Annotated in this window: 21 protein-coding genes; 3 read left to right on the top strand and 18 right to left on the bottom strand. The window is 45.9% G+C overall.

Translation table 11 applies throughout. The features are described from left to right. Positions 1-58 precede the first annotated feature (58 nt). The 18 genes from Xind_RS00125 to Xind_RS00040 all read right to left on the bottom strand — a co-directional run bounded on the left by Xind_RS00125 (position 59) and on the right by Xind_RS00040 (position 15,513). Positions 59-712, bottom strand: a complete 654-nt coding sequence (locus Xind_RS00125; RefSeq protein WP_047683734.1) for an adenosylcobalamin/alpha-ribazole phosphatase — start codon at positions 710-712, stop codon at positions 59-61. 76 nt (positions 713-788) lie between these two features. Next, a complete protein-coding gene (locus Xind_RS00120; protein WP_187649203.1) occupies positions 789-2,339 on the bottom strand; it encodes a cobyric acid synthase in 1,551 nt (516 codons plus the stop codon). A 73-nt stretch (positions 2,340-2,412) separates the two neighbouring features. Next, the gene (locus tag Xind_RS00115) at positions 2,413-3,216 is read right to left on the bottom strand and encodes an ATP-binding cassette domain-containing protein (protein ID WP_187649202.1); all 804 of its coding nucleotides are present in this window, start codon (positions 3,214-3,216) and stop codon (positions 2,413-2,415) included. 89 nt (positions 3,217-3,305) lie between these two features. Next, on the bottom strand, positions 3,306-3,983 hold the full coding sequence (locus Xind_RS00110; protein WP_047683745.1) for an energy-coupling factor ABC transporter transmembrane protein: 678 nt from the start codon (positions 3,981-3,983) through the stop codon (positions 3,306-3,308). Further along, the gene (locus Xind_RS00105; RefSeq protein ID WP_038268444.1) at positions 3,967-4,251 is read right to left on the bottom strand and encodes an energy-coupling factor ABC transporter substrate-binding protein; all 285 of its coding nucleotides are present in this window, start codon (positions 4,249-4,251) and stop codon (positions 3,967-3,969) included. Before Xind_RS00105 ends, Xind_RS00110 begins: the two co-directional genes overlap by 17 nt. Before the next feature lie 28 nt (positions 4,252-4,279). Further along, the gene (locus Xind_RS00100; protein WP_047683748.1) at positions 4,280-5,011 is read right to left on the bottom strand and encodes an energy-coupling factor ABC transporter permease; all 732 of its coding nucleotides are present in this window, start codon (positions 5,009-5,011) and stop codon (positions 4,280-4,282) included. Between the two features lie 3 nt (positions 5,012-5,014). Further along, positions 5,015-5,803, bottom strand: a complete 789-nt coding sequence (locus Xind_RS00095) for a cobalt-factor II C(20)-methyltransferase (protein WP_047683750.1) — start codon at positions 5,801-5,803, stop codon at positions 5,015-5,017. Next, positions 5,800-6,591, bottom strand: coding sequence for a sirohydrochlorin cobaltochelatase (cbiK, locus tag Xind_RS00090; RefSeq protein ID WP_187649201.1), 792 nt, complete (start codon positions 6,589-6,591; stop codon positions 5,800-5,802). The genes Xind_RS00095 and cbiK overlap by 4 nt, the downstream gene beginning before the upstream one ends. A gap of 71 nt (positions 6,592-6,662) precedes the next feature. Further along, on the bottom strand, positions 6,663-7,448 hold the full coding sequence (locus Xind_RS00085) for a cobalt-precorrin-6A reductase (protein WP_187649200.1): 786 nt from the start codon (positions 7,446-7,448) through the stop codon (positions 6,663-6,665). Next, the gene (locus Xind_RS00080; protein WP_047683756.1) at positions 7,445-8,170 is read right to left on the bottom strand and encodes a precorrin-3B C(17)-methyltransferase; all 726 of its coding nucleotides are present in this window, start codon (positions 8,168-8,170) and stop codon (positions 7,445-7,447) included. The genes Xind_RS00085 and Xind_RS00080 overlap by 4 nt, the downstream gene beginning before the upstream one ends. Beyond that, a complete protein-coding gene (cbiG, locus tag Xind_RS00075) occupies positions 8,164-9,282 on the bottom strand; it encodes a cobalt-precorrin 5A hydrolase (RefSeq protein WP_187649199.1) in 1,119 nt (372 codons plus the stop codon). Before cbiG ends, Xind_RS00080 begins: the two co-directional genes overlap by 7 nt. Continuing rightward, complete coding sequence (locus Xind_RS00070) at positions 9,263-10,051, bottom strand: cobalt-precorrin-4 methyltransferase (RefSeq protein WP_187649198.1); 789 nt, start codon at positions 10,049-10,051, stop codon at positions 9,263-9,265. Before Xind_RS00070 ends, cbiG begins: the two co-directional genes overlap by 20 nt. Continuing rightward, entirely contained in the window at positions 10,048-10,647 is a 600-nt protein-coding gene (locus Xind_RS00065) for a decarboxylating cobalt-precorrin-6B (C(15))-methyltransferase (protein WP_052189647.1), read from the bottom strand. Before Xind_RS00065 ends, Xind_RS00070 begins: the two co-directional genes overlap by 4 nt. Then, complete coding sequence (cbiE, locus tag Xind_RS00060) at positions 10,637-11,308, bottom strand: precorrin-6y C5,15-methyltransferase (decarboxylating) subunit CbiE (RefSeq protein WP_047683761.1); 672 nt, start codon at positions 11,306-11,308, stop codon at positions 10,637-10,639. Before cbiE ends, Xind_RS00065 begins: the two co-directional genes overlap by 11 nt. Further along, complete coding sequence (gene cbiD / locus Xind_RS00055; protein ID WP_047683764.1) at positions 11,308-12,483, bottom strand: cobalt-precorrin-5B (C(1))-methyltransferase CbiD; 1,176 nt, start codon at positions 12,481-12,483, stop codon at positions 11,308-11,310. The genes cbiE and cbiD overlap by 1 nt, the downstream gene beginning before the upstream one ends. Further along, positions 12,476-13,117 carry a cobalt-precorrin-8 methylmutase gene (locus Xind_RS00050; RefSeq protein WP_047683767.1) on the bottom strand — a complete coding sequence of 214 codons (642 nt, stop codon included), beginning with the start codon at positions 13,115-13,117 and terminating at the stop codon, positions 12,476-12,478. Before Xind_RS00050 ends, cbiD begins: the two co-directional genes overlap by 8 nt. A 12-nt stretch (positions 13,118-13,129) precedes the next feature. After that, positions 13,130-14,119, bottom strand: coding sequence for an adenosylcobinamide-phosphate synthase CbiB (gene cbiB / locus Xind_RS00045; protein ID WP_047683769.1), 990 nt, complete (start codon positions 14,117-14,119; stop codon positions 13,130-13,132). Then, positions 14,116-15,513, bottom strand: coding sequence for a cobyrinic acid a,c-diamide synthase CobB (locus Xind_RS00040; protein WP_187649197.1), 1,398 nt, complete (start codon positions 15,511-15,513; stop codon positions 14,116-14,118). The genes cbiB and Xind_RS00040 overlap by 4 nt, the downstream gene beginning before the upstream one ends. A gap of 838 nt (positions 15,514-16,351) precedes the next feature. On the opposite strand from Xind_RS00040, the gene cobA reads away from it, so the two are divergent. Genes cobA through Xind_RS00025 form a run of 3 tightly spaced genes read left to right on the top strand, consistent with a single transcriptional unit; the run spans position 16,352 to position 19,078 of the window. Further along, a complete protein-coding gene (gene cobA, locus Xind_RS00035; RefSeq protein ID WP_047683774.1) occupies positions 16,352-17,155 on the top strand; it encodes a uroporphyrinogen-III C-methyltransferase in 804 nt (267 codons plus the stop codon). Then, positions 17,152-18,225 carry a threonine-phosphate decarboxylase CobD gene (gene cobD / locus Xind_RS00030; protein WP_187649196.1) on the top strand — a complete coding sequence of 358 codons (1,074 nt, stop codon included), beginning with the start codon at positions 17,152-17,154 and terminating at the stop codon, positions 18,223-18,225. The genes cobA and cobD overlap by 4 nt, the downstream gene beginning before the upstream one ends. After that, positions 18,218-19,078: a GHMP family kinase ATP-binding protein gene (locus Xind_RS00025; RefSeq protein ID WP_187649195.1), complete on the top strand. Its 861-nt coding sequence runs from the start codon at positions 18,218-18,220 to the stop codon at positions 19,076-19,078. The genes cobD and Xind_RS00025 overlap by 8 nt, the downstream gene beginning before the upstream one ends. Positions 19,079-19,122: the final 44 nt, after the last annotated feature.

Here is a 19,122-nt window from a genome sequence, read left to right as displayed (position 1 = left end):
ACCTATTATACCTGTATCCGACCAATCAATCAGTTTTGTCTCTATACAACACTCAAGTTCAGTCAATGTTTGTCGCGTTATGTTTATCCAGCCAACATTCTGTCCGGGCATTAAATGCTTGCAAAGTGGCAAATCCTGCATAGTTATTGACGACACTGTAAGCCCCTTGCTGGAAGGGAAAAGACCACATAGCAGTGACGGGTAGTTTGAGTAACTTGGTTATCATCAAACCTAAAACCCCTTGATGGGCAACTATGAGTTGATTTTTCCGGGCAGTATCAGAACAAGAAATAGCAGAATGCAGATCTTCAGTATATTCCTCTACCCGCGCTGAAAAATGCCGGAATGGCTCTCCCTCGGTTGGACAACCATTTTGCCAATCTGCCAACCAATGTAACCAAGCCTGTGGCTCTTCATTGGCAATATCAGTGTGATGGCGCAGTTCCCAGGCCCCAAAGTCTAACTCATTAAGACGGTGCTCACTTTGTATGGTTAATTCAGATCTATTTGATTGCGTAATAATTTGGGCGGTTTGTTGTGCCCTCTGCATTTCACTACAGTGGATAGCGTGAAAAGTGATGTTTTTCAGTGCATCAGCGACTTGCTGTCCCTGCTGTATCCCAATTTCAGTCAAAGGTAAATCAGTTTTACCACAAAAGACATTATCAATATTGGCTCGTGTCTGACCATGTCGAACAAGAAACAATCGCATCTGATTATTCTCTCCTTATTGATTTTGTCTAGTGCTGTCAACGTTTACTTCCTTCAACGTCTATTGCTTTCAAATATCATGGCATGACTTCACTGGATTTGTGTCCATGCATTAACTGGTAAATCCGCGCAATATCCAGATGCTCGCGCATACTGGCAGCCAATATATTAAATTGTTTTTCTTTGTGTTGGCGGTAATTAAAAGCCATATTTTCCAGTGGAGCGTAACCTTTTCTGATACGCAGTTGATTTAATAACGGTCGGGTAAACGTGTTTTGATCAAATAAACCATGCAGGTAACTTCCCATTACCAAACCATCTTGTGCAATAGCTCCGTCAAACCATGTTTTTTCTTCACCATTATGTAAATGCATTTTGGCGAAAGGCATTGCCTGCTTACCAAGCCGGGTAGTTCCCATATGGATCTCATAACCCACAATAGGTTGTTCGCTGCATAATTTCAGCATACCTGATAACACAGGTAACACGACTCCCCTGACCTGCGCGGTCTGTTTTTCGCTACTAAATTCTGTTTCAGTATCCAATAAACCTAAACCTGCCATTTGAATTAAGCCGGATTCCACTCTATCCACAATCTGCTTACCCAACATTTGATAACCACCGCAGATCCCGATAATCGGCACATTTTTCTGCCGCGCTGTGATCATTGCCTGCTCAAAGCCCTGAGTTTTCAACCATGCCAAATCTCCTAACGTATTCTTGCTACCGGGCAGAATAATGAGATCGGCGTCCTGAAGTTCAGAAGGCTCGGAGACATAGTGTAAATACACATCCGGTTGAGCCGCCAGAGCATTGAAATCGGTGAAATTAGCAATATGAGGGTATTGAATGACAACAATATCCAGACAATCTGCTGTCTTTCGCTTCTGTTGGTCATATTTACCCACCTGCAAAGCAACGCTGTCTTCATCTTCCAGATCAAGCTCCAGCCACGGCAATACCCCCAATATTGGTACTTGTGTTAAGGCTTCAATCTGCTCAATTCCTGATTGCAACAAAGAGATATCACCACGAAATTTATTGATGATGACACCCTTAATGCGGGCTTTTTCTTCGGGTTTAAGCAAAGCTAATGTGCCGTAGATGGATGCGAATACACCGCCGCGATCAATATCTGCCACCAAAATGACAGGGGTATCCACTAATTCGGCCATGCCCATATTGACGATATCGCGATCACGCAGATTGATCTCTGCCGGACTACCCGCGCCTTCTAACACGATGATATCCGTTTCTGCTGCTAACCCGTTATACGCCATCAAAATCTGCTGAAGCAATTGGGGTTTATGCTCGTGATATTCCACCGCGTTCATGCTGCACATGACTTTCCCCATAAAAATCACCTGAGCCTTGCGATCGCTGGTGGGTTTCAGCAATACAGGATTCATACGCACATCCGGTGCAATCCCGGCTGCTTCCGCCTGAAATATCTGCGCTCGTCCCATCTCTTTTCCATCTGCGGTAATCCCGGAATTAAGCGCCATATTCTGGGATTTAAAGGGAGCACAACGATAACCATCCTGTGAAAATATCCGGCAAAATCCTGCTACCAGCACACTTTTGCCTACATCAGATGCTGTTCCCTGAACCATCAGCGATAATGTCATTCTGTTTTCTCCCTTATTCTAAGGTGACTCTTCTACGGTGGTTTGTTCCGTGAGTAATGGGTCTTTGACAGTATTACTTTGCAGTATTTGCAGTAATAGAGAAAAGTTTTTGCTCTGTTTTGCACAGAGGTAATCCGCCTTCAGTGTGTACTTTTACCAGCCACGGTTGTGCCAAACCCGCTTGTTCAAGCTGTGTTTTTTGTAGTAATACTGTCTCAGGCTTGCCGGAACTGATCATCTCCCCATTTGCCAGCACATATAAACCATCACAAATCTGGTAGATTAAGTCTATGTCGTGACTGGAAATAATGATCCGTTTTCCCTCAGCAGCAATCGTATTGATAATATCTAACATTTGCTGACGACCAGCGGGATCAAGTCCCGCCGTTGGTTCATCCAGCAACAAGTAATCAAACTCCATGACCAGCGCCCCTGCAATGGCTACGCGTTTTTTCTGACCAAAACTCAAATATTGAATCGGTTTATTGCGAAAAGTATGCGCATCTACTCGTGTCAGCGCATCTTCAATTCTGCGCTGTATCTCAGTTTCATTAATACCCAGGTTACGTAAACTAAAAGCAAGATCGCTTTCGATATCGGTATAAAAGATTTGTTGGTCAGGGTCCTGAAACACGGTGACAACCCGCTGGCGCAAGTCCATCAACCCTTTTTTGCTGTAATCCAAAGGGGCATTATTCCACCAGACCGCCCCTTTTTGTGGACGCAAGATGCCGGAAAGATTCATTAGTAAGGTTGACTTACCACAACCATTCGCCCCGATAATTCCCGTGACTTGGTGGCAATTAAAATCAAGTGTCAAACCTTTCAATATGGGTTCATCCTGATAACTGAAATACAGTGTCCGAGTTTCTAACATATTGTCCCCTCCTGTTTTTTCTATCCATGTTTTCCAACTTTCATCCTATGTTCCTATAACCTCTTATACCTTCAATTCATGTACATCATTCATAAATGAAAATCACCCTGATATAACTTGAGTTCCAATGCCACACTCATTTGCTGATAACGACTCATCACCCGCGCAAACAACATGCTGATCAACATTGCCAGTGATCGGTAACTTGTCCGTAAAGAGCGATAACCGAACCGCAGTGATTGCGCATGATGAATCGCTACCGCTTCCTCTAAAAAGATAAAAATAAAACGCCACGTCAGAAGGATTTGTTCAATCAGCAGATGAGGAACGCGGCAAAATTTAAGTAACTTGATCATCTGTTCAAAGGGCATGTTCATCATGAACCAAAATGTTGCAGATAACGCAGCAAGGCTACGCCAGAGAGTTTGGTTAGCTATCTGAATGCCTTGCGGATCAATACCGAGCCAGTATTGACCGACTCGGAATCCCCATAGCAAACTTTCCGGCTGAGTGCCTGCGGATAACACTATGGCAACTAAGCCAAATACCAGAAATCCGATGGGGATTAACAGCCATTTCAGGTAACGCAGCAAACTGATCCGCAGCAGATAGCAAGTCAATAAGGCAAGACCAATCAACAATAGAGCTTGCCATCGCGGAGAAAGTACCATCGCCAAAGTCATAAACAGGAGATACAGGGCGAATTTCGCCCTGGGATCTTTATCACACCAACGACTCTGGTAGCTGAGTTTATCTATTCCGATCATGTTCTTTCCGTTTACGGTGATAATAGCCAAAAATGTAGAAAATCACGGCTGTACCCAAACTTCCCTGCAAGGTAAACAGCAGGCTTTCAATTTCGCCACTGGCAGGTTTGTATAAGGATTTAAACCACGGTGTATAATCTGGTGCTATTTCCATGATTTGGGCTTCTGCCTGACCATCTGCCCCGCCGAACTCTCCTCCATGTTCAATAAAAAATGGGATAATGCACAATGCAGCAACAAGGGCCAGTAATATCAATGTTTTTTTCATTTTCCACACTCCTGCTCATTGACGGTATCTAGAAACTACGAGCCTGAATTAATTGTCTTTTTACGAGTTGGTCATAAATCAGTACGGTCAGTAACCCTTCAGCCACTGCGATAGGAAGTTGAGTCATACAGAAAATGCCCATGAATTTAAGGATTGCCGTTCCCATGCCCAGTTGTGGATCAGGGAAAGCGACGCCTAACTGAATGGAAGTGACGGCATAAGTGACAATATCGGCAACAAAGGCACAGAAAAAGACGCCAACATCTTTGCGCACTCCCATTTTGCAGGAGAAACGCCATATCAAATATCCTACCAATGGACCAATCACCGCCATCGACATCCCGTTAGCGCCTAATGTGGTGATACCACCGTGCGCCAGTAATAAAGCCTGAAACAGCAGCACAATTGCGCCAAGTACTGCCACAACGGAAGGGCCGAACAAAATCACTGCTAATGCCACACCAGTTGGATGTGAACAACTTCCGGTAACAGAAGGAATTTTTAAGGCAGAAAGGACAAAAATAAAGGCACCACACAGTGCCAGCAAAACTTTCTGGTTACTCTCCTCTTGGACAATGTGACGTAACCTTACCAACCCTGCCGCCAGAAAAGGCAGAAAAGCCAGCCACCATGCCACAGCCCACATTGGAGGTAAAAAACCCTCCATGACATGCATCGCGAAAACTTCTTGCGGTGCCATCACCAAAAACAGTGCGATAATTACGCCAATTAACGAAAATCTCGTCAGTTTCTGTTGCATAACTCACCTCGATAATTGCCAGTTTTTATTAATCAAAATTGTTGAAAAATAAGATAATTCTTGCCTGCATTCTTTTTCACTGAGAGACAATGTGGTGAGATCGTGCCAACATTGTTCAGTCGGCAAAGTGGCATCAGCCATCATCAGTGCATGTTCCAAGAGGTTGTGACGTTGTAACAAATCACGGATCAGGGGAAAACGTGAATAGACTTTCATCAGGACAAGGCAATCGTGATTGAGCAATGCTTGCTCCAGAACTGTTTCAGAAGCGGTACAGGAAATAACCGCTAATGTTTGATCTTCCATTGCCAGAGGCATCATGCTGGCTGCGGCAATAGCAGAAAATGAGCTGATACCCGGTACTATTTCCAGCCACGGTGGTGCTGTCCATGCAGGAGAGTTCATTTGTTCCGATACCAGCCGCTGCAACAGAAATACCCATGTACTAAACAGCATCGGATCACCCAACGTGATAAAACCGACTTTTCTGCCATTCGCCACTTCCTCTTTTAAAGCCTGTGCGACTTCATCCCACACCGCTTTTTTTGCTGCCATGTCCGCTTTCATTAAAAAGTGATAAGTGAAAACTTCGGTTTTCGGCGAAAGGTATTCTTCAATAATGGAGTGAGCCAGACTTTTGGCTCCTTTCTTTCCCGTTGGGGTATAAATCACATCCAGTTCAGAAAGAATACGTACTGCCCGTACAGTGACCAGATCACTGGCACCGGGACCAACGCCCATAACATACAGTTTTCCTGCTGTTGCTTGTTTATCTTTTACTTGTTCGTTCATAAGGCTTTCTCCTGATCACTCAGTGCGTCAGCAAGGTGATCGACAAACATCTGCCGAATCATCGGGTTTTCTCCCAATCCCTGTAACCGGGGAACAGCGATTATTCCTGATTTCTCCAACTGTGATTTCCAGGAGTCCTCTTCATCTGAAGCCATATCATTGATGGCATGATCGCCTGCCACCAACATCAATGGCATCAAATAAACCTTACGGATTCTTTGCTCTTTTAATCCTTTTATAACCAAAGGAAGTTCGGGATAGCTTTCAACCGCGCCAACCCGTGCCGGAAAATGGTAATGGTTCATCAGGTGATCAAGACAGGCGTAGGCAGAAAAAGCATGGTGTTCTGTACCGTGCCCCATAAAGACGACACATTCATTCTCTGCCAGTAAAGGAAGCTGATGACGCAATGCCTGCATCAATTGCAGGTAGTCATCAAAATGGCTGAGTAACGGCGTGCCCAAGACTAATCGCTTAAAACGAGGGCGGAATTTTTCAACTTCACGCAGCACTTTTTCATACTCATCACCATTAATGATATGCAGGCATTGAACAGCAACATCGTTATAACCTGCGTGATGCAATCTGGTCAGTGCATCATGGGGAGTATCAATATGAATGCTATCGCGCTGGCGTAATTTTCGAATGATCATGCCAGAGGTAAATGCCCGAAATAGATCCCTGTCTGGAAACACTGATGCCAACTGTTGCTCACAGGCTTCAATGTTGTTTTTCAACGTTTCGGGATAACTGGTTCCGAAACTTATCACCAATAATGCCTTTTTCATCTCGCTTTTCCTTATTGGTTTATTGACACATAGGTCTATTAATACATAGCTCTATTGATACATAGCGCTACTTACATGGGAAAATTCGCCAATAATTGCCCCATTTCTTCCAATCCATTGGCTTGCGTGATCCCCTCACCTTCAAATTGCTGCTTTGGACGACAGAGCACAATGCAGGGCAGACCGAGAGAAAGACATGGTTCCACCTTCTCCATGAAACCACCCTGATCACCAGATTCTTTGGTTATCACGACTTCTGCCTGACAAAATTGGTAAAATGAGCGGTTAAAATCGGCACTGAATGGGCCTTTCAGGGCAAAGATCTGATCGACCGATAAACCACAAGATTCACACATTGCCAAAACGTCTGCTGTCGGCAAGACACGGGCCAATACCGTTTTTCCTTTCAGGTGAGTCACATAATCAGCCAATTGTTTACTGCCCGTTGTCAGCAAAATACGCGTTCCCAGATTGACCGCGACTTTGCAGGCTTGCTCAATAGTTGCCACTTTGTAGATGAGAGGATGTGCAACCGCATCAATATCACTGGGACGGATATAACGAATAAGAGGGAGTCCCAATTTTTGGCAGGCGCTAACAATGTTTTGACTTAACCGTTCGGCGTAAGGATGAGATGCATCAATGACCCTTTTTATCCCGCGCTGTTGCAGATACTCAACCATCGACTCAGCTTCCATCCTGCCGGTAACAATTTCACCATGAATCCCCGTCGCCTGCTGTGCCCCGGCGGGTGTCGCCACCGACAGGCAATAATCTATGCCGACAGTATCCATCATCACGCAAATCTGGCGGGCATCACTTGTGCCGCCAAAAATTTGGATCAGTGGCCGTTTCATAACTTGTACCCTCTCGGCGTGATCATCAGCCCATCACGTATATAAGTTGACTGATTGCCCACTATCACCAGGCTGCGCATATCAACACGGGAAAAATCCATTGAACCAAAAGTTGTCAGCCATTTATCTTCATGTTTACGTCCCGCCGCTTTCACCACACCCACGGGGGTTTCTGCCGATTTCCACGGAGCCATCAAAGAAAATGCCCGTGCCAGATGTTCTTCCCGTCCACGGCTGCGCGGATTATAAAAACAGACCACAAAATCAGCCTCTGCCGCCGCCCGTACCCGTTTCTCGATCAATTCCCACGGTGTCAGCAGATCGCTCAGGCTGATATGACAAAAGTCATGCATCAGCGGCGCACCAAGCAAAGCAGCACAAGCGGTACTTGCCGTCACTCCTGCTACCAGCCTGACTTCGACATTGCGCTTTTGCTGGCTGACCAACTCCAGAATCAAACCAGCCATGCCATAAATACCCGCATCACCGCTACAAACCACCGCCACGTTTTTACCCTGTTCGGCCAGCTCAATGGCGGTCTGACAGCGTTCAATCTCTTTACACATGCCAGTTTTGATAATTTCTTTATCGCCTACCAGTGGCTTCACCAAATGGGTGTAGGTTTTGTAACCGACCACGATATCAGCCGCTTTCAATGCAGCAATTGCTTCCTGCGTCATCATGGCTTCGCTGCCGGGACCAATTCCAATGACAGTTAACATAGATGCAATACTCCTAATGTGATGGTGACGCCCTGCTCACGCAGGGTATGGCCAACCAGATGACCCTGGCTCATTGACCAGGCCACAGGTTGGGAGACACAGCCTATGCCTACCGTTTTGCGGACAAACTCAGAAACCGGGAATGTTTGTTCACACTCGGCAAGCTGATTAACAGAAAAGGTTTGGAATGGAATCTGACGCTCTTGGGCCAATTGGATGAGCGCAGGTTCGTTTTTTTTCAGTTCGATACTGCCGACGGCTTTTAATGCCAAAGGTTCAAGGTTATGTTCCAGCAGATGGCGTTCCAATAATGCGGTGAGCCGTTCAGCTTCAACTCCTCGTCGGCAACCGATTCCTGCAACGATACGACGAGGAATTAATTTAAAAGTGGGGATTGCCAGCGCCAGATTTGTCCGTTCATAACTGACGTAGACCAGAGCGTCCAGCTCAGGCCGATCCTCCAGAGCGTCAACCGGAATGAACCCGCGTGTGTCATAGCGTTTTTTTTCATCGTGCAAATTGGGATGCCACCAAATTCCTACCCGCTTGCCATTGACCAGCATTTGATTAACGGCTTTGACATTGGCACGGAAATTCTCCATTTTTCCATCAATTTGTTGCGATAACAGATCCAGTGCTGCGACCTGATTGACATCTGTTGCAGTGGTAATCACCGCCTGCCCGTCAAGGATATCTGCAATCTGTTGTGCCAGTTTATTCGCACCTCCCATATGTCCCGATAATAAGCTGATGGCAAACTGGCCTTTCTCATCCAGCACGACAACTGCCGGATCGGTCATTTTATCCTTGAGTAAGGGAGCGATAACCCGAATGGCGATCCCCGTCGCGCCAATCATGATCAACGCGTCATATTGAGTGAAAACTTTACGTACTGTACTGGCAAAACCGCCTTCAAACGCGATAAATCTGCTATCTGCATTCACCAGTTCAGGGGAAGTGAAACAATCCATTGCTAAATGGGATTGCAGACGACGAGCTAACGCGATGCCACCTTCTGTCAGGCAAAACAAGGCATATTCTTTGTCAGATGACATAGAGTTAAGTGGCCTTGTCATTAGGTCAGGCATTGTGTCAGGCGCTACGGTATTCATGGCTGAACCTCGCATCGTACAGTTTCGAATAGTGATACTCTTCTCCAAGAAAAGCCCCTACCAGAATCAAGGCCGTTTTACGAATGCCGGCGCTACGTACCTGTTCATCTATCGTCTCCAATGTCCCCCGCACAATCTGACAGTCTGGCCAGGTTGCTTTGTAAACCACGGCAACCGGGGTTTCCTGCGCATATCCGCCCTGAATCAAGCGCGCAACAACCTTTGTAATGTTCTGTACCGACAGGAAGATCGCCATTGAAGTCTGATGAGCGGCGAAGGATTCCAGCGTTTCCCGTGGCGGCATCGGGGTTCTGCCCTCCATCCGAGTGATAATCAAACTTTGTGCGACTTCGGGCACGGTGTATTCCACTCCCAATTGCGCAGCAGCGCCAAGAAATGAGCTCACGCCGGGCACAGAGACAAAACCAATAGTATGATTTGCCAGTTCTTCCGCCTGTTCACGGATGGAACCAAACAGTGACAAATCTCCCGTTTGCAGGCGAACCACCAATTTTCCCGCTTTCACGCCATTCACCATTAACGCCGTGATTTCCGATAATGTCAGTTTCGCGCTGTCATGGCATTCGGCATCTGCACGGCAATACTCCAGTAATTCCCGATTAATCAGCGAACCGGCATAAATCACCACTTGAGCCTGACGTAATAATTGATAACCTTTCAGTGTAATCAGACTCTTATCTCCCGGCCCTGCACCAACAAACCAGACTTTATCGGAATCAAAACTGGCGCTATTCATATGTTCAGTCATTGTCCTGCTCCTTTTGCCAATCCCTCTTGCGCTTGCGCAAAGTCTTTCTGACAGGACAACATATAAGTGGGATTATTAGGTTTGAAATAATGTCCTTGCCCTAATGCCGTCAGTTCTCCCACCTGAATTTCACGCCCATCCAGCGCTGTCACCCGACAAGATTTCAGATGCGACAATGCTTGCGTGAAGTTTTCCAGCAGGATAAAAGTCATTACCAAACGTCCTCCGGAATTCAGGTGCAGTAACGCCCAATCAATGATTTCAGTCAGATGTCCTCCCGTTCCGCCAATGAAAATAGCATCCGCAATGTTGTCCAATGGCACAGGGGCAACTCCAGACTGGATGCAGATCCTATGGCAGCCAAAATGCTGAATATTTTCAGCAAGGAGTGACAGGGCCTCTTCTTTGCGTTCAATGGCGAGGATATCCAATGCGGGATAGCGCAATGCCGCTTCAATACTGACGCTGCCAGTACCCGCACCAACATCAATAAAACGGCCGGCTTTTTCCAGCTCCAGTCGTTCTAACGCCAGCACTCTAACGACTTCTTTGGTCATTGGGATGCGATGACCGCGCAAAAACAGTTCATCTTTCATCAGGATCACCATTTAAAATCACCACGACATTCAGTCCATAATTAATCTCGCCGCGTTGCACGACTTCTCCTGCGGCCAGACAAATAATTTGCTCATGTTCATGGGATAAATTTTTACCAATCACCATGCGACGTTGCTGTCCTCGCGCCAGAATTTCTTGCGCAATCTGGTAGGGACCAATAATGTCATCCGTTACCATGGCGATTTTTTCGTGTTGAAGCAGCCAGTCAAAATTCGGTTTGCGTCCGTGGCTACTGGTGAGGTAAATGTCGTTCATATCTAACAAAATTTGGGCGCACAAATATTGGATCGAGCTGATACCAGAGATTATGCGGATATTTTGTCTGCCCGCATTTTGCTCGCCAGTATGTAGTCCAGAAATATGTAACCCAGAAAAATGTTCGGTAATTCGCTTGCCAATGCCATAAAAGAGCGGATCGCCCGAAGCCAGCACAACAATTTGCCGATGCTGATTCTGTTCAAGCCACTGCATTAATCCATCTACATCAGCATTCACACGACGGGTTTCCCCATTAAAATAGGGAAATTCATCAAGATGGCGTTTTCCTCCGACCAAGACTTCTGCCTGCCTGATAGCCTCTAACGCAGCTAACGTTTGGTTTGCAGTGGCACCTGGGCCAATACCCACAACAGTAATCATCAGCAACCCTCCATAAAATCCTTCACTATTTCGTCTACAGGCCGATTGCAGCCCAACACTTGATTATCAAAGGAGAACAGAATGGCATCGCACTGTGGCCTGCCTTTGGCGAAACGCAACATTTGATCGATACGACCACAGATTTTCCGGGCAATTTGTTGATGCACGGCCTGCCAACCTTGCTCTGCAATCAACTCAATCGCTGCTTCGGTGGTATCACATTGGTCTACTGCCTGAACCAGTTCGAAAGGGGCTCCCATCAAGGCCAGATTAGCGATCAGCGTTTCCATGCGTCCATCTGCAATATGGCTGTGGGTATGGAAAATACCAGCGGCGATTTTTATCAATTTGCCGACATGCCCTACCAGCATGACATGGCGAAACTCCAAACGTACCGCTTCTTGCAACATATAACCGACAAAATTGCTCATTGTGACGACATAATTAGCATCAATACCCAACTGCTGGCTGACAAAACGCTCACCGTGATTTCCCGGCACAAAAATAATGCGATCCAGCCCGCTGGCTCGTTTAGTCTCTAATTCCAGCGCCAGAGAACGTTTCCAACTCTCTTCCGACATCGGCATCACTATGCCAGTCGTACCGATAATCGAAATTCCGCCCTTAATACCTAATCTGTCGTTATAGGTTTGCTTTGCCCGTTCTTCACCTTCAGGGGCAAAGATGACGATATCCGCCCCACGGTTCGGCCCGATCGCCTCCCGTACACCTTCTTCAATGGTATGGCGTGGGGTTTTATTGATAGCCGCCCAACCAATAGGCAAACCCACGCCTACCCGCGTAACCCTGCCAATACCTTCACCACCCTCCAGCGTGATCACGCCACTGTCATTCAGGGAAACACGGGCAAAAATCAACATACCGTGGGTTGCATCCACATCATCGCCACCATCTTTGCGGATAGCGGCAACCGCCTGCTGTCCTTCAATCAAAGGCTGCTCGACATTCAAAGCCAATGTGACACCAGAAGGCGTGACAATCGAAATCTGATGAATAATCTGCTGACGCAAAATCATTAACGCCGCCACGCGTGCGGCGGCTGTAGCACAAGAGCCCGTGGTGTAACCCTTGCGATACTGTTTCCCTCTGTGCCAAATCGTTCCGAGGTTATCGACGGGTTTATCATCGTTCGATTTATCGCTGACTTCATTCATGCCTTACCTCCGGCATCCGGTACAGAATGGCGTTGATAATAGCGGCGGCGATATTGCTGCCTCCCTTGCGGCCTTTTGCAGCAAGGCAATTTAATCCGCTATTGATAAGGGCATTTTTTGATTCCTCTGCGCCAACAAACCCAACGGGCACACCAACAACAGCAATTGGGGTCACTGGATGTTCCATCAAACGAAACAGCGCAGTCGGGGCATTGCCAAAGACAAAAATCTTCTCCCCCGGTTCTTGCAGGGCCAGATCGACTGCCGCCATTGAACGGGTAATTTGCTGTGCTTTTGCCATTTGAATGGTGCGGGGATCACTGACATAACAACGGCATTCACTACCGTACTGTGCCAGCCGGGCTTTATTGATGCCAGACAGCACCATTGTCGTATCGGTATATAACGTACAGCCACGTAATATACCGTCGCGAATAAGGCGCAAAACATCAGGAGAAAAATAGAGAATATCAAGCCAGTCAAAATCAGCGGTGGTATGGATCACTCGTTTGATCACAGCTTCTTGATCTGCATCGACAAAGTGATAATCAGGACGCGACTCGACAATAAGCCGGCTGATGATGTCAAAGCTATTTCGTTCAATCTGTTGGGGTTGTCGGATGTAATTGTTCATGTTGCTCTCTCCTTATACCGTCACACTGGCCAAACTATGCAGCAGCGCAAACAACAGGAGTGCCATTACTGATGCCACCTTCATCATCTGAACAGACTGTGGAATATCGTCAGGAGTGACCTCGCGCCTTGCATCACCAATCCACGGCTTTTCGACAAGCTGATTAAAGTAAACATTCGGCCCGCCAAGACGGATGCCTAATGCCCCTGCCACCGTTGCTTCCGGCCAGCCACTATTGGGGCTACTGTGTTGATAACGATCACGCCAACCGATATGCAGTGCCTGCCGAAAATCTAAACCCTGCCATTTCGCCGCCATCGCCAGCAGTAACCAGCCCAAACGTGCAGGCAGCCAGTTCGCCACATCATCCATACGCGCTGAAAACATTCCCAGTGCCCGATAACGCGGTGTTTTATAACCCACCATTGAATCAAGGGTATTGATAGCTTTATAAGCCATAGCAAGTGGAGCACCGCCAAGCATTAAGAAGAACAAGGGTGCAATCACACCATCCACACTGTTTTCTGCTACAGTTTCAATCGTGGCACGGCTGATTTGTGGCGTTTGCAATTGAGAAGTGTCCCGGCCGACAATTTTTGCAAGTTGTTCACGGCTGGCATTCAAATCCCCCTGATACTGTTTTTCCTGACACTGTTTTTCCTGACATAAAGCTTGATAAACATCATTTGCGGCATCACTCAGGCTACGTGCTGCCAACACGGTATAAATCAGCCAAATTTCAGCTAACCACCCTAGCCAAAATGTCACGCCATAGGCCAACTGCAAACCCCAATAGCTCGCTAACCAGACACTCCCCACGACTAACAACCATAACAGTACGCCACCCCATTTCAGGCCAGTTTCTGACCGACAAAACCGGCGGATAAGTTGCTCAGTCTGATTGATAAGTTGCCCTATCCAACGCACGGGATGCGGCCAATGAGGAGGATCACCCAATTTCATATCCAGAAGAAAAGCGGCAAACCACAATAAGACTGTCATAACAGCCTCCGTGCCATCATCAGCCAGCGATGGAGCAAACCAGGGCGTTGGGCAAAATGAATATGCAGATAGCCCGCCAGCGTATTGCCGTTCTGGTAGCCGCCCTGCCAGCTTTTTTGTGTTTCTTTTGATGCCCCTTTAACACATTGAAAAACAGGCGGTTGAGACGTGATAAAATCCGAGTAATGGAATTCATGCCCTCGCAGCGTCTCTCCCTTCGCAACTAAAGGCGTATCACGCAGTGCAGAGGCTTCGCAGTAACCAAAGCGTTTCAGGTGATCGCCCATCCGGCTTTCACCGGCAATCAAGCCCACCATGTTATGCCGTACACCGTCAGCATCAATCAGGGCATCACCGAGATACATCAAACCACCGCATTCTGCATAAATGGGAATGCCTTTTTGATGCGCCTGACGTAATGCGCTATGTATGGCGTCGTTGGAAGATAAGGTCCGGGCATAAATTTCAGGGTATCCCCCACCCAAATAGATCATCTGGCATTCAGGTAACTGATGATCATGCAGGGGGCTGAAACGTTTGATAGTCACACCTGCTTTTTCCAATAACAACAAGTTATCGGGATAATAGAAGTTGAATGCTTCATCTTCTGCCAGAGCCAGTGTCAAACCCTGCCCGATTAAGGGCTCGACCAGAGAGTCGATACTTCCTTTTGGTAAGGAAGATAGCCGGGTTAGTGCCAGCAACTTATCCAAATCCACCGAGTTTTCAATCTGCTGAGCAAGACGAGACCAGCACGCTTCGTACTGATTTTTGTCATCACACTGTTTGCCCTGTTCTTGTGCAGGGATCAGCCCAAGATGGCGGGAAGGAAGGGTAATCTCTGGCATAACAGGAAGCCGCCCCAAAACAGGGATACCGCAATACCCTTCAATTGCCTGTTTTAATAACTGGAAATGGCTATCCCGATTGACGCGGTTGATCAGCACTCCCACAATATTGACCGTCGGGTCGAATTGCTGAAAACCCATCACGGTAGCGGCAATTGAGGTAGAAACCGCTTTACCATCCACCAATAAAATCACCGGACAGTTAAGTTGTTTTGCCATCGCCGCACTGCTGCAATAATTGGGGTTTGTGCCATAGCCATCGTATAACCCCATGACCCCTTCAATAACTGCAACGTCTTTATCGGCCATAGCCTGGCTAAACAAACCATTCAGAATGGGTTCGGGCAGCATAAAAGCATCAAGATTACGCGAAACAATCCCTGTCACAGCGCGATGCCAACCACCATCCAGATAATCAGGCCCGATTTTGAATGGCTGTACCCGCAGTGAACGGTTCATCAAAGCACGCATGATGCCCAACGTAACAGTTGTCTTACCACATCCGCTGCCTGTACCGGCGATGACAAAAGCATATTTTTGTTGCATGTGCTTACCCCAAAACATTCAAATCCTGTATTGGTGTTAAAATCGGACTTATTTTTAAGTCGGCATCGTTTTTAAGACGGTATAGCTTTTAAGATGGTATTAGTTTTAAAATCGCATGAGTATTAGGATCCTCAATTAATATTCTCAATCATTGATATGTATCAAACAAAAGGGTTTTAATTCACTTTAGACAGAACAATTAATATTGCATGAATAGTCTGAAAATCAACTATTCATTCCCGCCTGAACAAATAAGCCATGATTAAAAAACAAGTTTCATGCAAGAACACAACAGGAAAATACATTTATTTTCAAAATACACATTTTTCATCTTTATAAAAACACCCTTTATTATTTTTGTGATCTTGTTCATGATTACTGATTTTCAAAAACTATTTTTAGTTTAGATAAAATAAAAAATAATATGATTCAATAAATAAAAAGACAGAGAAAAACACATAATAGATTGAATTTAATCATATTTATTTTAACAAGAAAAAATATAATTCATTAATATGATAAAATGACTTTTATATGGGTAAATATTTTCAATAGATAACAAATTTCGACTTGAAAATTATTCATACTCAAAAATAAAAATATTGATATAAATCAAATTTACCTATCTCCTATTGAGGTAATAATGATGAAAAAATTAAAACAGATATAACAAGCTTTTTAAGAACAAGAAAATATCATTAATAAAATAATGAATAAAAAACATAGGCCAGAGTAAAGGAATCTTTTTAAAAATATAAAGAGCGACCTCCCTGTTTTGATGAGAAATATATTTTTGTTTCTTTGATTATTTAGATTTTAAATTCATAGAGGTAATCCAATGAATAAAGGTTATGTGTGGTTAGTGGGTGCAGGCCCAGGTGATGCAGGTTTAATCACGGTCAAAGGATTACACTGTATTCAATCTGCGGATGTCATTGTTTATGACCGTCTCGTCAATCCTGAACTTATTGCCCTGAGATCAGATCACTGTGAAATTATCAATGTTGGAAAAGAACATGATTACCACCCCATCCCACAGGAAGACATTAATCAAATTCTGGTAAAACATGCACAGGCAGGAAAGCGGGTTGTCCGTCTGAAAGGTGGCGATCCTTATGTCTTCGGCCGCGGAGGAGAAGAAGCGGAAGTGTTGGCACAACAGGATATTAAATTTGAAATTGTGCCGGGGATCAGTTCTTCAATTGGTGGATTAGCCTACGCTGGCATCCCTGTTACCCACCGCAATTACGCATCAAGTTTCCATGTTGTAACAGGTCATACCTCTCAAGGCAATGAACAACAGAACTGGGAGATACTTGCCCAATTGGAAGGAACATTGATTATTTTAATGGGGATGACCCGCTTGATGGAGATCTGTCAGCAATTAATACTCTATGGCAAATCCCCTACAACCCCTGCGGCAGTGATCATGTACGCCAGCCATCCCAAACAAAAGAGTGTGACAGGCACACTGGAAACGTTGGCGGCAAAAGTGGAAGAAAAAGGGCTACATGCCCCTGCCCTGATTGTGGTTGGTGATGTCGTCAATTTAGCGGAAACACTTTCCTTCTCACCGACTTATCTGACACTCGGTGAGCTATTCCTTACATTGGAGAATCGCGCTGAGGAAGCAATATCATGAATGAACATGGCGGCAATATCATTGGCATTGCCCAACAATATGGCCTGCCAGCCGATGACCTGATTGATTTCAGTGCTAATATCAATCCGTTAGGCGCACCTGAACGGGTTAAGGCATTGATCAAAAATAGTCTTGCCGATATCGAGAAGTACCCGGATGTGGAATATCGCCATTTGCATCAGGCAATTGCAAGGGCTCATCAATGTGATTGCACAAAGGTAATAGCCGGTAATGGCGCAACAGAACTGATCTATGCTGTCGTCCGTTATCTCAATCCTAAACGAGCTTTGCTGCTTATTCCGGGATTTGCTGAATACCGACGAGCCTTGCAGCAAATTGGAACAGAAATTATTGACTATCCGTTAACAGAAGAAGCCGGGTTTCAACCTGACTTACGCCTGTTTGATACGCTTGCGATAACGAAACCCGATTGTGTTTTTATCGCCACGCCCAATAATCCCACCGGATTAATGCCGGATAACCCGTTTATACAAGCGCTGGTGGAATATTGCGAGCGTCAGGAGATCTCGCTGATTGTCGATGAATCTTTTATCGATTTTTTGCCTGATAACCGAGGATTGATACCTCAATGTGCAGTCACTCAACATCTTTATGTATTGCGTTCAATGACAAAATTTTTTGCCATCCCAGGTTTACGTTTAGGCTATTTAGTCAGCGGAAATACAGCGGGGATTGCAGAGATGAAAAACCGGCGTGAACCGTGGTCAATTAATGCCTTTGCTGCGCGGGTTGGTGAGATTTTGTTTGATGAGCATGATTATATTTCTGCGACACATCAATGGCTGAAATCGCAGCAACATTATTTATACAGTCAATTGTCAACCTTTCCTGAGCTGACGATCTGGCCGCCATCAGCTAATTTTCTGTTCTTCCGCTGCAATCAGCCTGACGTTGATTTATGGCATACCTTGCTGAAATACCGGTTGTTAATTCGCCATTGTAAAAATTATGCCGGATTAGATGAACGTTACTATCGTATAGCTGTGCGCAATGAGGGAGAAAATCAGCGCCTGATCGCAGCCATGCAGCAGGTTTTGATTTATGGCTGAAGCCGCTTGCCCCGCTTCCTGTGGAGAACTTATACAAGGGTGGCTGTTTGGTGGAGAAAAATTAATCTCTTGCCCAATCAATTGGTTCAGTTATGTTTCTGTCAGTGAAGGAAGCCCGATACCATACGAACGGCCACGTATGCGGCAGATGGTAAATTTATTGCTGGATTACTGGCAGGAACCACCTGAATTGACGGCTGGCTTGCGTATTGAACATCAATCAACGATTCCAATCGCCAAAGGTATGGCCAGCAGCACAGCCGATATTGCGGCGACCGCCCAGGCCACTGCCAGATTATTGGGCAAGTCACTGACCAGTACAGAGTTAGCACAGCTCTGTGTCAGACTGGAACCCACTGACAGTACCATATTCGAACAATTGACGTTGTTTGATCATCTCACTGCCCGGACTCAAATTCCTTTCGATTGGCAACCGGATATTGATATTTTGCTATTGGAAAGTTCACAAACAATTTCGACAGAAACATACCATCAACAGGATCATGACGCACAATTACGAAATAACGCCCCGCTATTCCGCCAGGCATGGCTGCAATTTCGTACAGCGAACCAATGGCATGACAATGATCGTCTTGGGGAGGCCTGCACATTAAGCGCCATCGCCAGCCAAGCGATACTGCCGAAACCCGGTTTTGATCAACTGCGGGATTTGGTTGAACAAACTGGGATCTATGGCCTGAATGTTGCTCATAGCGGCAGTGTTGTTGGCCTGTTATTCAATTCACATCACCATGATGCAAATTACCTGCGCTGGTGGCTGCATCAAAAGAAGATCGCTGGATACTATCCGAAAATTCATCAAGTCAAACTGATTGCGGGTGGTGTCCGTTAAAAAGTCAGGAGAGGCATTTAGCCTCTCCTGCTATTTCGCGTACT

It is taken from the genome of Xenorhabdus indica, from assembly GCF_014467235.1.
Classification (GTDB): Bacteria; Pseudomonadota; Gammaproteobacteria; order Enterobacterales; family Enterobacteriaceae; genus Xenorhabdus; species Xenorhabdus indica.
The sequence above is the reverse complement of the archived record's forward strand: the minus strand, read 5'-3'. Positions and strand labels throughout refer to the sequence as shown.

Excerpts from the sequence above, each read along its gene's own strand:
- Xind_RS00125 (WP_047683734.1), bottom strand. The coding sequence starts at position 712 with ATGCGATTGTTTCTTGTTCGACATGGTCAGACACGAGCCAATATTGAT.
- Xind_RS00120 (WP_187649203.1), bottom strand. The coding sequence starts at position 2,339 with ATGACATTATCGCTGATGGTTCAGGGAACAGCATCTGATGTAGGCAAA.
- Xind_RS00115 (WP_187649202.1), bottom strand. The coding sequence starts at position 3,216 with ATGTTAGAAACTCGGACACTGTATTTCAGTTATCAGGATGAACCCATA.
- Xind_RS00110 (WP_047683745.1), bottom strand. The coding sequence starts at position 3,983 with ATGATCGGAATAGATAAACTCAGCTACCAGAGTCGTTGGTGTGATAAA.
- Xind_RS00105 (WP_038268444.1), bottom strand. The coding sequence starts at position 4,251 with ATGAAAAAAACATTGATATTACTGGCCCTTGTTGCTGCATTGTGCATT.
- Xind_RS00100 (WP_047683748.1), bottom strand. The coding sequence starts at position 5,011 with ATGCAACAGAAACTGACGAGATTTTCGTTAATTGGCGTAATTATCGCA.
- Xind_RS00095 (WP_047683750.1), bottom strand. The coding sequence starts at position 5,803 with ATGAACGAACAAGTAAAAGATAAACAAGCAACAGCAGGAAAACTGTAT.
- cbiK (WP_187649201.1), bottom strand. The coding sequence starts at position 6,591 with ATGAAAAAGGCATTATTGGTGATAAGTTTCGGAACCAGTTATCCCGAA.
- Xind_RS00085 (WP_187649200.1), bottom strand. The coding sequence starts at position 7,448 with ATGAAACGGCCACTGATCCAAATTTTTGGCGGCACAAGTGATGCCCGC.
- Xind_RS00080 (WP_047683756.1), bottom strand. The coding sequence starts at position 8,170 with ATGTTAACTGTCATTGGAATTGGTCCCGGCAGCGAAGCCATGATGACG.
- cbiG (WP_187649199.1), bottom strand. The coding sequence starts at position 9,282 with ATGAATACCGTAGCGCCTGACACAATGCCTGACCTAATGACAAGGCCA.
- Xind_RS00070 (WP_187649198.1), bottom strand. The coding sequence starts at position 10,051 with ATGACTGAACATATGAATAGCGCCAGTTTTGATTCCGATAAAGTCTGG.
- Xind_RS00065 (WP_052189647.1), bottom strand. The coding sequence starts at position 10,647 with ATGAAAGATGAACTGTTTTTGCGCGGTCATCGCATCCCAATGACCAAA.
- cbiE (WP_047683761.1), bottom strand. The coding sequence starts at position 11,308 with ATGATTACTGTTGTGGGTATTGGCCCAGGTGCCACTGCAAACCAAACG.
- cbiD (WP_047683764.1), bottom strand. The coding sequence starts at position 12,483 with ATGAATGAAGTCAGCGATAAATCGAACGATGATAAACCCGTCGATAAC.
- Xind_RS00050 (WP_047683767.1), bottom strand. The coding sequence starts at position 13,117 with ATGAACAATTACATCCGACAACCCCAACAGATTGAACGAAATAGCTTT.
- cbiB (WP_047683769.1), bottom strand. The coding sequence starts at position 14,119 with ATGACAGTCTTATTGTGGTTTGCCGCTTTTCTTCTGGATATGAAATTG.
- Xind_RS00040 (WP_187649197.1), bottom strand. The coding sequence starts at position 15,513 with ATGCAACAAAAATATGCTTTTGTCATCGCCGGTACAGGCAGCGGATGT.
- cobA (WP_047683774.1), top strand. The coding sequence starts at position 16,352 with ATGAATAAAGGTTATGTGTGGTTAGTGGGTGCAGGCCCAGGTGATGCA.
- cobD (WP_187649196.1), top strand. The coding sequence starts at position 17,152 with ATGAATGAACATGGCGGCAATATCATTGGCATTGCCCAACAATATGGC.
- Xind_RS00025 (WP_187649195.1), top strand. The coding sequence starts at position 18,218 with ATGGCTGAAGCCGCTTGCCCCGCTTCCTGTGGAGAACTTATACAAGGG.